This is a genomic window from Pseudomonas sp. H1_D04, from assembly GCF_054683855.1.
This window is the reverse complement of the sequence record NZ_CP162826.1, coordinates 4048868-4062069: the sequence shown is the minus strand read 5'-3', so window position 1 is coordinate 4062069 and position 13202 is coordinate 4048868. Positions and strand designations below refer to the sequence as shown.

The window sequence follows — 13202 nt, the reverse complement described above, 5'->3', positions numbered from 1 at the left end:
CCTGTCAGTCCAGCATTGCCACGTGCTTGGGATGGCTGGCCACGCGCTTCAACCAGGCCTGCACAGCCGGGTACGGCGCTAAATCAAAACCACCTTCATGGGCCACATGGGTGTAGGCATACAGCGCGATATCGGCAATCGAATACTGCTCGCCCACCAGATAGGGCGTGGTTTGCAGTTGCCGCTCCATCACCCGCAATGCCTTGTAGCCGCCTTTGTGGGTGGTTTTGTATTCCTCAAGGCGATCCTCTGGCATGTTCAGGTAAAGCTGAATAAACCGCGCTACCGCAATGTAGGGCTCGTGGCTGTACTGCTCGAAGAACTGCCATTGCAACACTTGCGTGCGCAAACGCGGTTCGATCGGCAAGAACTCGCTGCCGTCGGCGAGGAAGTTGAGGATCGCGTTGGATTCCCACAAGCAAGTACCGTCTTCCAGTTCCAGCACGGGGATTTTGCCGTTGGGGTTCTTGGCCAGGAATTCGGGGGTTTCGGTGTCACCCTTGAGGATGTCCACATCCACCCATTGGTACGGGACGCCCAAGAGGTTAAGCATCAGTTTGATCTTGTAGCAGTTGCCCGACTTGTAATCGCCATAAACCTTATACATGGGGCTCCCCTTATGCCGCTTGCGCGTGCTGTGCTTGACGGACCACCGCGGCCAGGCGCTTGAGACCTTCGTCCAGGCGGGCCGGGTCGATATGGCTGAAGTTGAGTCGCAACGAGCCGAGGTGTTGGTCCGGCTCGGAAAAGAACGGTTCACCGGGCATGAACGCAACGTTCTGGCCCAGCGCTTGGGCCAATAAGGTGCGGGTATCCAGCGGCTGTTTCAAGGTCAGCCAGAAGAATAATCCGCCCTGAGGCACTTGCCAGTCGGCAAGATCGCCGAAATGGCGCTCCAGCGCGGCCTGGAATGCATCGCGGCGCTGGCGGTAAAAACTGCGCAGTTCCACCAGGTGTTGTTGGTATTTTTCGCTGCCGATCCATTGCATCGCCTGCCATTGGCCGACGCGGTTGGTGTGCAGGTCCGCCGATTGCTTGAGCTTGAGCAGGTGCGGGAACAAGTCCGGGCTGGCGATCAGGTAGCCGACCCGCAGGCCAGGCAACAATGTTTTGGACACGGTGCCGGTGTAGATCCAACTGGCCTTTTGCAGGCGACTGACGATGGGGCGCGCACTGCCGCCGTCGAAGGTCAGTTCGCGGTAAGGCTCGTCTTCGATCAGGGTCACACCGAACTCATCGAGCAACGCGGCGACCGCCTCGCGCTTGGCCTCGCTGTAGCGCACGGCCGACGGGTTCTGGAACGTGGGGATCAGGTAGATAAACGCCGGTCGATGGCGTTCGAGGCTGGCGCGCAATGCGCAGAGGTTCGGCCCGTCGGCTTCCAACTGGACAGTGAGGCATTCGGCACCGAACAGTTGGAAGATCTGCAACGCCGCGAGGTAGGTCGGGCCTTCCAGCAGAACCTGCGTACCTTTGTCGATATACAGCTTGGCCGCCAGATCCAGGGTTTGCTGGGAGCCACTGACCACCATGACCTGGCTGGCCTCGCACGGCACGCCCAGCGCCCGCGCCTCGGCGGCCAGTAATTCACGTAATTGTGGTTCGCCTTCGCTCATGCCGTATTGGCCGATATTGAGCGGCATGTCATCCCAGTTCAGCGCAGGCAGCATGGCTTCGGCCGGCAGGCCACCGGCGAACGACATCACTTCCGGACGCTGGGCTGCGGCGAGGATTTCACGGATCAAGGAGCTTTTAAGGCGCGTAACACGTTCGGAGAAGGCCATGGAGGTCACCGCTAGCGAAGGCTGTGGGAAATACGTCAAACTGGTTGACCGAAATTACGACAGCTTGAGCGGATACGTCAACATGCTTGACCTTAAAAACCAAAACAGCCAGCAACAGGCCATGGAAGCGTTCTTCTTCGGCTACCAGGCATTTACCGCCAAGGCTGACGAAATGCTCGAACGTCGAGGCCTGAGTCGAGTGCACCAGCGCATCGTGTTTTTTATCTCGCGCTACCCGGCCTTGAGCGTGAAAGAGCTGCTGGAGTTGCTCGGTGTGAGCAAACAGGCGCTGAACATTCCGCTGCGCCAATTGCAGGAAATGCACTTGGTCGACAGCGTCGCGTCCGAGACCGACAAGCGCAAACGCTTGCTGGAATTGACCGAGGAAGGGCTGCGTTTTGAGCAGTCATTGCGCCGTGAACAGGTGAAGCTGTTGCAACGAGCGTTCAATGAAGCCGGGGAAGAGGCTGTAAATGGATGGTTGGCGGTGAACCAGGCACTGTCTGGTCAGCCGTAATCCCTGTGGCGAACGGGCCGGTTGTGGCGAGCCCGCTTGCCTCACGAGTTGCCTTTCATCTCTTTCGCACACAAAATAGAAAACATTATTTGCTTTCTTTGTATACAAAAGCATAATTCGCTTCGTGCGAGTTCTTGACCTATTGGTCAACAAAGCCCGCCAGTACCTCAAAGCGCTGTTGCCCACTCATGTGACCGGCGCTGGAAATAACAATAAAACTCTTGAGGAGTACTCGCTGTGGATAGCCGCAAATCCGAAGCCCCGACGCTGGACCTTGCCCCCTCATCGAACGGCTGGCTGGAACGCCTGTTCAAGCTGCGCCTGCATGGCACCACAGTGAAGACCGAGCTGATCGCCGGCCTCACCACCTTCATCACCATGGCCTACATCATCTTCGTCAACCCCAACATCATGGCCGACGCCGGCATTGATCACGGCGCGGCGTTCGTTGCTACCTGCATCGCCGCCGCACTCGGGTGCCTGCTGATGGGCCTGTACGCCAACTGGCCTGTTGGGCTGGCGCCCGGCATGGGTTTGAATGCGTTTTTCACCTACACCGTGGTCGGCACCATGGGCTACACCTGGGAAACCGCGCTGGGTGCGGTGTTTATTTCCGGGGTGCTGTTTATGGGCCTGACCCTCTCACGCGTGCGGGAATGGCTGCTCAACAGCATCCCGGTCAGCCTGCGCCATGCCATGGGCGCCGGGGTCGGCCTGTTTCTCGGTGTGATCGGCCTGAAAACCGCAGGCATCATCGTCGAAAGCCCGGCCACGCTGATAAAGCTCGGCTCGCTGCATGAGCCGGCGCCGCTCTTGGCGGCCGTGTGCTTCCTGCTGATCGCGATCCTCAGCTACCACCGTGTGTTCGGCGCTATCCTCATCAGCATCATCGCCGTAACCCTGGCCGGCTGGGGCCTGGGCCTGGTGCACTACAACGGCATCCTCTCCACCCCGCCGAGCCTGGCGCCGACCTGGATGGCGATGGACATCAAGGGTGTGTTCAATGTGAGCATGATCAGCGTGGTGTTCGCCTTCCTGTTTGTGCACATGTTCGACACCGCCGGCACACTGATGGGCGTTGCGCAACGGGCCGGGCTGGTGAAGGCTGACGGCAAGATCGACAATCTGTCCCGCGCCCTCAAGGCCGACAGCGCCTCCAGCGTGTTCGGCGCCATGGTCGGTGTGCCACCGGTAACCAGCTACGTGGAAAGCGCCGCCGGGGTGGCCGCAGGTGGTCGCACCGGGCTGACTGCCGTGACCGTGGGCGTCCTCTTCGTGGCGGCGATGTTCTTCGCGCCGCTGGCCGGTATGATCCCGGCCTACGCCACCGCCGGTGCGCTGATCTACGTGGCGATGCTGATGATGGCGAGCATGGCGCACATCAATTGGGATGAGGCCACCGACAGCATTCCGGCGATCGTCACCGCGATCATGATGCCGCTGACATTTTCGGTGGCCGACGGCATCGCCTTGGGCTTTATCACCTACGTGGCGCTCAAGGCCGGCACCGGAAAATACCGCGAGATTTCCGCCAGCCTTTGGGTGCTGTGCGTGATTTTTATCGCCAAGTTCGTCTTTCTATAACAAGGAGCAAGCAATGAGTCTGGAAACCTGGCTGCTGTTCAGCGGCGCTGCGCTGGTAGTGATCCTGATCCCGGGGCCGCTGTCGTTGCTGATGATCAGCAACAGCCTCAACTACGGCCTGCGCCGCTCGTACCCGGCGTTTCTAGGCGGGGTGTTTGCCTCGATCTGTCTGCTGAGCGCTTCGGCGCTGGGCCTGGGCGCATTGCTGCTTGCGTCGGAAAAGGTGTTCAACGCGCTGAAGATCGTCGGCGCGCTGTACCTGTTCTACCTGGCGTGGCAGAGCTGGCAGCAATCGCGCCAGCCTTCCCAGGGCGCGACAGTGCCCCAGGCTGCGCCAGTGCCGCGCTTTCGCGCGCTGTTTGGCCGGGCCTTTGTGCTGGGGGCCAGCAACCCCAAGGACATCCTGTTTTTCGCCGCCTTCCTGCCGCAATTTCTCAGCAGCCAGCACGCCTTCCTCCCGCAACTGCTGATCATGATCGCCACGTGGACTCTGCTCGACCTGGCCTGCAAGCTCGCCTACGGCCTCGGCGCCCATGGCGCCGCGCGGTACTTGCGCAGCGGCGCGGGCCAGAGCTGGTTCAACCGCATCAGCGCGAGCCTGTTCGGTGGTGCCGGCGTTATTTCACTGGTCAACGCTCGCGCGGGCTCACTTTGACGAAATACACCGTGGGCGGGCGATTGCCATGCCTCGGCCATTGAATGCCGGCCATCATCCGCACGAGGCGCTGTTCGCTCAGCGCCTCCCGGACCGACGCGGCCATGGCGGAAGTCCGATGTTGTTTGATGGCTTGATTGAACCACGCGTGGGTGAGCTTTGACCTGAGCAAGATGCTGCCGCGATCCAACCACTGGAAGGTGATGTAGTACAGCGCGTTTGACTGGGGGTGGGTCACCAGCCACTCGGGACTGCGGACCGTGCCGCGCTTTACACTCCACTCCTGCACCCTGAAGCCCTGCTGCTCCAGCGTCGCGCGGGTGGCTGCACCCTGGGCAATCTGCCTCTGAGCCGAATGCTGCGCGCCGCCGGCCTTGAGCACCTCGTCAAGCGCGATAGTGGGCGTGAAGTCAACGCGTGTGAAGCCCGGAGCCCGGCCTTCGAAACCGATATAGGTATAGCCGCCGTACCGTTCGGTGGGTCGCAACATGCGCAGCAGGTCATCGGTCTGGCCAAGTTGCACGGGGCTTGGGGTTAACCAGCTGTCCAGCGTTGCGCGCACGTTAAGCAGATGGCTGGCGGTGACTGAACGGGATGAGTCCGCCAACTCGATCAGCCTTGCCACCGCAAAGGTTCGGCTGCTGCTCGTCAGCGTCGGGAACGCCCTTTCGACCGACGGCTCCAATGGCCCATCGAACAGCGGCGCATGCAGCTGCCATTCGCCCGTTGACGTACGCGACACAGGAATCGGCTGTTCATCAAGGCCGCTGCTGGTCCAGTGTTCGATATCAACGCGAGCCCTGGACACCAGCGGCTCGTTCCTGGAAATAAAGGCCATGTCGCTCAAGGGCACGTGCTCACCCTGATGCAACAACCGGTAGTAGCCAATAGCCGATTGCGTCGGCGTGTCATAGCGGCTCCCGACATAGATGGCATCGTAAGGGAATCCCGGAGGATCCATGTGTACATGAAACACGCCGTTCACCGAGGACCCGACGCCCACATCATCGGCGCCATGCAGGCGCCAATCGAACCAATGACGGGACGCCACGCTTGAGCGGTGAATCCGTTCCCGGGTCGCAGTGGGTACCACCGGTGGCTGCCAATCCGACTGCGTGGCAGCCGCGCGCCACGGGTTGAGTACTGCCGAGCTCGGGCCGGCGACCGGCGCGTCCGCCCCCAGCAGCCACTCGCCGGGTTCGTGCAGCGTCAGGATTAATTCATCCTGCCCCGCCGCGTCCTTGCTCTTCAGGCGGAAAAAACCTTCACCCTCGCGGCGGTAGACCGGGTAGTGATGCGTTCCGTCCACCACGAAATGCTCGCCGCGCTTCACGTAGACACCTTTTTCACCCGCCCCCTTCAAGGCGATCGCGCCTTGGGGCAGGCCCTGGACGCGAAAACGTTCCAGGGGTTTGAGCGCCGTACCCGCGCCGGGCAACTTGGGCACGTGCGCGACCTGGCCAAACTCCGAGAACGCTGCGCGATGCAGGCGGTGCAGACCCGTGCCTATCGAGCGCAGCCCCGGACGGGCCAGGTTCCCCGGTTTGAGTTTGGGCCCAGGGACAAAGGTCAGTAGCAGGTCAACTGCCAGGAACACCGCACCAAATGCCACCGCCACCGCGTCCCGAGGGTCGCCCTCGCGGTGATAACGCCGCGACGTCAGCAGCAATTCATACAACTGGTTACCCAGGCCGAAGAACGGCACGGCAAGCGACAACAAGGCACGCCGACGGCTATCGCTGCGCTCCTCCAGTCGCTGCTCTCGGTGTTTCTCCAAGGTCTTGCCGGAGTTGCTGATGGCCTGCGCCCGGCGCTGCTGCTCAAGCACCCGCGCCTCATACAACAGGGCGCGAGCGTCCCAGTGTGCGGTCGGCACCAGTACCAGCCAGTTCGTCTGATCACTGTCGATCTGCTCACGGATTTGCTGCTCAATCTGCTCGACAAGCGCCGTGGGTTCCAGGTGCCTGACCTTGAATGAACGCACGAACTCGGCGACGTGCCACAGCCCTTGCAACATGACGAAAGTCGGCACGAAATCCAACGGGCCGGGTAACCGTGACCCCTTGCTCGGTTTGCGGCCGTGGTGGTCGATCGCTTCGAACGCCCAACCGGGCGCGACGTGCCGGGCCAACGCCGTGACATTCGCGGGCAACGAACTCATGCCATTGAGATGCTCGCGCGCCAATTGCAGGCTGGCATATTCGCTAAGGCTGCCTGCCTGCGGCGCGGTGGGCCAATACACCACACAGGCCTGGGAAATCTGGTCATGGATGACCACGATCCCGGCGATGTAGCGATCATGCAGGAGGGTGTGGCCGGCCAGATGCACCACATAGAGCTGCACGTGATGGCCGTTTCTGCGCAGATCTTCGGGGGCGCGGGCGCCGATCGCCGTATTGAACAGACTCAGCCCCTGCTCGCTTACCCCCTGCCTGAGCGCCGAATAGCGGTCGGCGTCGATACCCGCCCCCAACGCGCGCCTCAACAGTGGCGGAACGCGCCCCTGCTCACGCGGGTCAGGCGAGTGGAACGTGCGCTGGATCAACGCCTCGTACTGGCCGCCGATGTCCAGCGAGGACACCATATTGACCAAGTAGCTGACGCTCAGGCGTTGCTTCCACGCCGGTTGCAGATAGGTGGCGTGCCGGAAGCGCCAATAGGTGGGCCGCATCTTCGGGTCCAGGTTGTGCAGCGCCAGTTGCAGCAGACTGAACTGCGTGCGCGTCGCGCTGGGAGTAAGGGCTTCGTTGCGATCGCCCACTGTGCAGGTGCTTTCCCAGCCACAAAACCTGCCGTCGACCTGATCGGGCATTTCGATAAATGGCGTGTCGATGTTCAACTCCGGGTACAGGCCGTCTTCTCGCAAACGCGCGATCAGCAGGTCGCGGGCAAAAGCGTGCACATCGGGCAAGCGCTGCTGGAGGCGCTCTTCATAGGCAAATACGCTGCTCAGGTAACGACCTTGCACACGCTTGAAGCGGTTGACCTGCGCCGCCGTCGCGTCAGTCAGCCACGATGGCAGCTTTTTTCGCTTCTGCGGCTTTGCGGACCAGATCGACATGGTCGCGTGCTTGGTTCAACGCCTGGTTGGCCGGGGCAAGCAGGTGCTCATGCAGCTCGACCGCGAGCAATTGGCGGCTGAGTTGAGGGTCTTCAATTCCATTGAAAATATTCGCGCTGTGCTGCAGCAGAACATAGCTCTTGAGCAGCCTTTTGAGCGCCAGCAGCAGGGGGTTGCCGTCGATGGCGTGATAGCTCACTTTCAGCGTGCGCGCGGCAACTCGTGCGCGTACGGCTTGACGCTGCTGCCGCTCGACGTAACCCCATAACAGCGACGTATCGCGACTGCCGAGGCTGGCCTCGACGCTGCGGGACAACTCCCCCAGGCTGGAAAACCCAGCCACACCGCCCTCGCGCCCGAGTGCACACAACACCACCGGTTCTCGCCGCTCTGGAGCATCCAGCGCAGCCTGGCGCGTAACCGCAAACACGCTGTGCAGCGGCCAGTCATCGCCCACCCGCACCGACAGCACACGGGTAAGACTGCCCTCGCGCTTGCTGGCTAACGGTGCATCCAATACTTCGAGCAGCAGGTCCCGATGGGGCGCGCGCAGACGCTTGAGCCGGTGCTGCAGTTGAACTTCAACGCGCAACAGGTCCTTCAGGCCGAGAATATAAGCGCTCGCGCGCTTGAGTTGGCCGCTGGGGCGTTCCCCCCAGTACGCCGCCTCGAACAGCCGCAGTTGCGCGTCCTGCACCTGTGCGGCCAGGGTGTCCTCGTGGGCCTTGAGTTGTGCTTCAAGCGCCACATATTCCAGCCAGGCCGGCGTGTCCACCACCGGGTCGCTGTGATCGAGCAGGGCCATCAGGCCCTTTTCGTAACGCTTGACCTGGCGCAGTGCCGTGTTGATCGCCAGGCTCGACGTGGTGCTGGCGAAGATGATTTCCTGGCGTCGTCGATGCTGGTCCCAGTCCAGCAGCTCACGGCGCAACCGCTCCAGCCGTGGTTTACCGACCCAGTGCCGGCGTGCCCGTTCAATGTAGGCGAGAAAGCGTGTGGCGTTCGTCACCGCAGGCTGGGGCGTGGCGGAAAACACCTGTTTGAGGTTGATCGACACAGCGCAGGCCAGTTCGTTTTCCCATTGCGCGTCCAGTACCGCCTGCGCGCTGTAGGCCAATGCATCGCCCGACAACCGTACGCCGCGACCCGCGGCAGCGGTCGAGGCCGGCTCACACACCTCGTGCCGACGTCGCAGGGGCAGGCATTGCCACAGGTCGTCGAACAGCGCGCCGTTGATCAGCGCCACTAGGGCGCACTGCAATTGGTCGAACGAGGGGTACTCATAAAAGTTGCGCTGCACGCCCGGCAGATACATCACATGGGGCATGCCCATCGGGTCGCCCTCACGATAAATATGCAGGGCGCCAGGGATCGGCATCAACTGCGGCCCGGCGCCAGGCCACATCAACTCGCACGCCTGCACACTGGCCCAACGCTCGCCCGCACGCTGGCGCGCCTCCACCGTCGGCGCATCCACCAACGCCTGGACCATGACCCGCCCGGCGCTCGACAGCTCGTCCAATTGACGGGCGATGAAGGCCTGGTGGGCGAACAGTTGCTGATGCACCTGCACCCATCGCTCCTGACGCGTCAGCCAGGTGCCGGCAGCCAACCCCTGCCAATAATCGTTGTGGGCCTGGGCGAGCCGGTCAAACAGGTTGAGGCCGATCACCCGGCGCAGCGCCTCCAGGGGCGTGAACGTAAAGCGGCGGTTCGGGTCGTCCTTGTCGCTCAGGGCGGTGAACTGATTGAGGTTGATCGACACCGACGGCAACACCATCAGGCGCAAGGCGCGGTCGGTCAGGCTGTCGGTTTTCTGCGCGACGGCGGGCGGCTTGGGTTCGGTAAAGAGCAGGCGGTCCGGGTCCAGTTCGAATGCTTTGCGCAGCTCGGCACGAACTACCCGCAGCACCCGGGGCGCAGCGCTGATCAGACGGCTGAGGGTAGTCGCCGCTTCAGCGCAGCCCAAGTCCGCCAGCGCGAGTCGATTGACCAGGCGACTGGGATGGAGGCTGCTGTTGATACGCAGCGTGAGCTGGGTACGCAGGGCCTGTAGCGCGTCGTCATCAGGGTCAGTAAGTGAGGTCACGGCAGTGTCTTCGTCGAGGAAAACACCTAGCCTATTGAGCAATCACGCCAATAAGGCGCTAGATAATTGAACGTTTCTGCGCGCAAAAAAAAGCCCGCAGTGTGCGCGGGCGAAACCAACGAAGAGCTTTGGGGGTGTGAAGCGAGGTGACGACTCAGCTACCGCGATAGGTAGAGTAGCTGTAAGGCGAAATCAGCAGAGGCACGTGGTAGTGATCCTGTTCGGCACTGATACCAAAACGCAGTACGACGACATCAAGGAAGGCCGGCTCCGGCAACTGCACGCCACGGGCACGGTAGTAATCGCCGGCGCTGAATTGCAGCTGGTAAACACCCGTGCGGTAGTCATCGCCTTGCAGCAGCGGTGCATCGCAACGACCGTCGCTGTTGGTCAGGGCGCTGGCGACCAGCTCCAACTGCGTGCCTTCGACGCGGTACAGTTCAACCTGGATGGCGCTGCCGGGGCAGCCGTGGGCGGCATCGAGTACGTGTGTGGTCAGTCGTCCCATGGAACGGAGCTCCCTTGAGTAGAGTGAAAATAGGCCGCACCTTTACAGGGCATGCAAAATCCGGCGATGCGCTGATTAAGACACTTTTAACAAAAATTGTACACAATAAAAATTACAAACTTTTACTCACCACTTCGCGCAGCTATCCTCACTGCAAATTCTCAGCAAGCCTTGCTTTTAAACGCCCTTTCATCCATTTACTGACCAACCAGGCAAGTTTCTTGCAAAGCTAATCGGTGGCAACCGCCTGGAAAAAATGCAGAAATACAGGCTTACAAAGTGACCATCAAGTTGTATACAATCAGCTCATCGCTGTGACGCCACCAGGTTTTTCTGCCGGTCGCCACGCACTTGCTACCACGAACAAGAAGGAAGACTGCAGTGAGCGCTGACTACCCACGCGACCTGATCGGTTACGGCAGTAACCCTCCTCACCCCCACTGGCCGGGCAAGGCACGCATCGCGTTGTCTTTCGTACTCAATTACGAAGAAGGCGGCGAGCGCAATATTTTGCACGGCGACAAAGAGTCCGAAGCCTTCCTATCGGAAATGGTCTCGGCCCAACCGCTGCAAGGCGCACGCAACATGAGCATGGAGTCGCTGTACGAATACGGCAGCCGTGCCGGCGTGTGGCGCATCCTCAAGCTGTTCAAAGAATTCGATATCCCGCTGACCATCTTCGCCGTGGCCATGGCCGCCCAACGCCACCCGGACGTGATTCGCGCCATGGTCGAGGCCGGTCATGAGATCTGCAGCCACGGCTACCGCTGGATCGACTACCAGTACATGGACGAGGCCCAGGAGCGCGAGCATATGCTCGAAGCCATCCGCATCCTTACCGAACTGACCGGCGAACGCCCGCTGGGCTGGTACACCGGCCGCACCGGCCCGAACACCCGTCGCCTGGTGATGGAAGAAGGCGGTTTCCTGTACGACTGCGACACCTACGACGACGACCTGCCCTACTGGGAACCGAACAACCCCACCGGCAAGCCGCACCTGGTGATCCCCTACACCTTGGACACCAACGACATGCGCTTCACCCAGGTGCAAGGTTTCAACAAGGGCGATGACTTTTTCGAATACCTGAAGGATGCGTTCGACGTGCTGTACGCCGAAGGCGCCGAGGCACCGAAGATGTTGTCCATCGGCCTGCATTGCCGTTTGATTGGCCGCCCGGCGCGCCTGGCTGCGCTGAAGCGTTTTATCGAATACGCCAAGGGCCATGAACACGTGTGGTTCACCCGCCGCGTCGATATCGCCCGTCACTGGCATGAAACCCACCCGTACACGGGAGCGGCCAAATGACTGCATTCAAGACCCTGAAGCCATCGACCTTGAGCCGCGATGAGTTTGTCGCCGCCTTTGCCGATATCTACGAACACTCGCCATGGGTGGCCGAAAAGGCCTTCGACCTGGGCCAGGACCCTTCGATCGACCAGATCGAAACCCTGCACCAGCGCATGAGCGACATCCTGTTGAGCGCTGATCACACCAGTCAACTGGCCCTGATCAACGCCCACCCGGACCTGGCCGGCAAAGCTGCCGTCCAGGGCCAACTCACCCAAGCCAGCACTGATGAGCAAGCTGGCGCGGGGATTCACCAATGCACGGCCGAAGAGTTCTCGCGCTTCACCGAGCTGAACGATGCCTACAAAGCCACGTTCAAGTTTCCCTTCATCATGGCGGTAAAAGGCAGCAACCGGCATCAGATCCTGGCCGCATTCGAGACGCGCATTCACAACTCGGCGGACGCCGAATTCAAATGCGCCCTGGCCGAGATCAACAAGATCGCGTTGTTCCGTTTACTGACCCTCTAAACGACCATCCCCAGCCACTCTATATAAGGCAGACAAGAAGAATGAAAGCTTACGCCGTACCTTTCGAGAAGTTCGTCAACCTGGCCGACGCCCGTCTGGGCACCAAGATCCTTTCGGTGACCGATGACTGGTTCGCTGACGCCAACCGCCTGTTCCAGCCGACCCCGGCCGTGTGGAAGGAGGGCGTTTTCGATGACAACGGCAAGTGGATGGACGGCTGGGAGTCACGCCGCAAGCGCTTCGAAGGCTACGACAGCGCAGTGATCCGCCTGGGCGTACCGGGTTCGATCAAGGGCGTGGACATCGACACTTCATTCTTCACCGGCAACTTCCCGCCGTCGGCGTCCCTGGAGGCCTGCTTCCTGGCCTCGGGCGACCCGGATGACAACACCCAGTGGACCGAAGTGCTGTCGGCCGTCGAGTTGCAAGGCAACAGCCACCACTACCACGAGATCAGCAACGATCAGGCATTCAGCCACCTGCGTTTCAACATCTACCCGGACGGCGGCGTAGCCCGTCTGCGTGTGTACGGTATTCCGTTCCGCGACTGGTCGTCGGTGGGCGACAACGAACAGGTCGACCTGGCGTCTGCCCTGAACGGCGGCCGCGCACTGGCGTGCTCCGATGAACACTTCGGCCGCATGAGCAACATTCTCAACCCAGGTCGTGGCATCAACATGGGCGATGGCTGGGAAACCGCTCGTCGTCGTACACCGGGCAATGACTGGGTGATCGTCGCATTGGGCCACCCGGGCGAGATCGAGAAGATCATCGTCGACACCCTGCACTTCAAGGGCAACTACCCGGACACCTGCTCGATCCAAGGCGCCTTCGTAAAAGGCGGCACCGACAGCCAGATCGAAACCCAATCGCTGTTCTGGCGCGAACTGCTACCGGCGCAGAAGTTGGAAATGCACGCCGAACACACCTTCGCCGAGCAGATCAAGGCACTGGGCCCGATCACTCACATCCGCCTGAACGTGTTCCCGGATGGGGGCGTGAGCCGCCTGCGTGTACTGGGTAAAGTCGCCAAGTAAACGCTGAATCCTGTGGCAAAGGAGCTTGTTGTGGTGAGCGGGCTTGCCCCGCGTTGGGGCGCGAAGCGACCCTGGAAGCAGACACCGCGTTTTCACAGAAGAAACGCAGTGATCTTGTTGGGGCCGCTTAGCAGCCCAGCGCGGGGC

The 13202-nt window shown here is 61.2% G+C and carries 11 protein-coding genes; 6 read left to right on the top strand and 5 right to left on the bottom strand.

The window, feature by feature from the left end:
- Window positions 1–4 precede the first annotated feature (4 nt).
- Window positions 5–607 (bottom strand): glutathione S-transferase family protein, encoded by a 603-nt coding sequence (locus tag AB4N82_RS18795; RefSeq protein WP_032888018.1) that lies wholly within the window; start codon window positions 605–607, stop codon window positions 5–7.
- 10 nt (window positions 608–617) lie between these two features.
- The gene (locus tag AB4N82_RS18790; RefSeq protein ID WP_122681115.1) at window positions 618–1784 is read right to left on the bottom strand and encodes an aminotransferase-like domain-containing protein; all 1167 of its coding nucleotides are present in this window, start codon (window positions 1782–1784) and stop codon (window positions 618–620) included.
- Between the two features lie 82 nt (window positions 1785–1866).
- Here AB4N82_RS18790 and AB4N82_RS18785 point away from each other — a divergent pair, with 82 nt between their 5' ends.
- The 3 genes from AB4N82_RS18785 (at window position 1867) to AB4N82_RS18775 (ending at window position 4540) form a co-directional block, all read left to right on the top strand.
- Entirely contained in the window at window positions 1867–2301 is a 435-nt protein-coding gene (locus tag AB4N82_RS18785; protein ID WP_032888098.1) for a MarR family winged helix-turn-helix transcriptional regulator, read from the top strand.
- A gap of 237 nt (window positions 2302–2538) precedes the next feature.
- A complete protein-coding gene (locus AB4N82_RS18780; protein WP_032888014.1) occupies window positions 2539–3885 on the top strand; it encodes an NCS2 family permease in 1347 nt (448 codons plus the stop codon).
- Between the two features lie 13 nt (window positions 3886–3898).
- Complete coding sequence (locus AB4N82_RS18775) at window positions 3899–4540, top strand: LysE family translocator (RefSeq protein ID WP_032888012.1); 642 nt, start codon at window positions 3899–3901, stop codon at window positions 4538–4540.
- Here AB4N82_RS18775 and AB4N82_RS18770 read toward each other — a convergent pair.
- The 3 genes from AB4N82_RS18770 to uraH form a co-directional block, all read right to left on the bottom strand.
- Window positions 4515–7601: a dermonecrotic toxin domain-containing protein gene (locus tag AB4N82_RS18770; RefSeq protein ID WP_460102548.1), complete on the bottom strand. Its 3087-nt coding sequence runs from the start codon at window positions 7599–7601 to the stop codon at window positions 4515–4517. The two genes, AB4N82_RS18775 and AB4N82_RS18770, sit on opposite strands and share 26 nt — an antisense overlap.
- Window positions 7543–9690, bottom strand: coding sequence for a dermonecrotic toxin domain-containing protein (locus AB4N82_RS18765; protein WP_460102545.1), 2148 nt, complete (start codon window positions 9688–9690; stop codon window positions 7543–7545). Before AB4N82_RS18765 ends, AB4N82_RS18770 begins: the two co-directional genes overlap by 59 nt.
- A 154-nt stretch (window positions 9691–9844) precedes the next feature.
- Window positions 9845–10198: a hydroxyisourate hydrolase gene (uraH, locus tag AB4N82_RS18760; protein ID WP_032888007.1), complete on the bottom strand. Its 354-nt coding sequence runs from the start codon at window positions 10196–10198 to the stop codon at window positions 9845–9847.
- Window positions 10199–10579: 381 nt separating this feature from the next.
- Here uraH and puuE point away from each other — a divergent pair, with 381 nt between their 5' ends.
- From puuE to alc, 3 genes are read left to right on the top strand one after another with little or no spacing between them, the layout of a single operon-like run.
- Window positions 10580–11506 carry an allantoinase PuuE gene (gene puuE / locus AB4N82_RS18755; RefSeq protein WP_032888005.1) on the top strand — a complete coding sequence of 309 codons (927 nt, stop codon included), beginning with the start codon at window positions 10580–10582 and terminating at the stop codon, window positions 11504–11506.
- Window positions 11503–12018, top strand: coding sequence for a 2-oxo-4-hydroxy-4-carboxy-5-ureidoimidazoline decarboxylase (gene uraD, locus AB4N82_RS18750; protein WP_032888003.1), 516 nt, complete (start codon window positions 11503–11505; stop codon window positions 12016–12018). The genes puuE and uraD overlap by 4 nt, the downstream gene beginning before the upstream one ends.
- A 41-nt stretch (window positions 12019–12059) precedes the next feature.
- Window positions 12060–13055 carry an allantoicase gene (gene alc, locus AB4N82_RS18745; protein WP_032888001.1) on the top strand — a complete coding sequence of 332 codons (996 nt, stop codon included), beginning with the start codon at window positions 12060–12062 and terminating at the stop codon, window positions 13053–13055.
- Window positions 13056–13202: the final 147 nt, after the last annotated feature.

What these genes read in the sequence shown, in the direction of transcription:
- AB4N82_RS18795 (WP_032888018.1), bottom strand. Translation starts at nt 607, where the DNA reads ATGTATAAGGTTTATGGCGATTACAAGTCGGGCAACTGCTACAAGATC.
- AB4N82_RS18790 (WP_122681115.1), bottom strand. Translation starts at nt 1,784, where the DNA reads ATGGCCTTCTCCGAACGTGTTACGCGCCTTAAAAGCTCCTTGATCCGT.
- AB4N82_RS18785 (WP_032888098.1), top strand. Translation starts at nt 1,867, where the DNA reads ATGCTTGACCTTAAAAACCAAAACAGCCAGCAACAGGCCATGGAAGCG.
- AB4N82_RS18775 (WP_032888012.1), top strand. Translation starts at nt 3,899, where the DNA reads ATGAGTCTGGAAACCTGGCTGCTGTTCAGCGGCGCTGCGCTGGTAGTG.
- AB4N82_RS18770 (WP_460102548.1), bottom strand. Translation starts at nt 7,601, where the DNA reads ATGTCGATCTGGTCCGCAAAGCCGCAGAAGCGAAAAAAGCTGCCATCG.
- uraH (WP_032888007.1), bottom strand. Translation starts at nt 10,198, where the DNA reads ATGGGACGACTGACCACACACGTACTCGATGCCGCCCACGGCTGCCCC.
- uraD (WP_032888003.1), top strand. Translation starts at nt 11,503, where the DNA reads ATGACTGCATTCAAGACCCTGAAGCCATCGACCTTGAGCCGCGATGAG.
- alc (WP_032888001.1), top strand. Translation starts at nt 12,060, where the DNA reads ATGAAAGCTTACGCCGTACCTTTCGAGAAGTTCGTCAACCTGGCCGAC.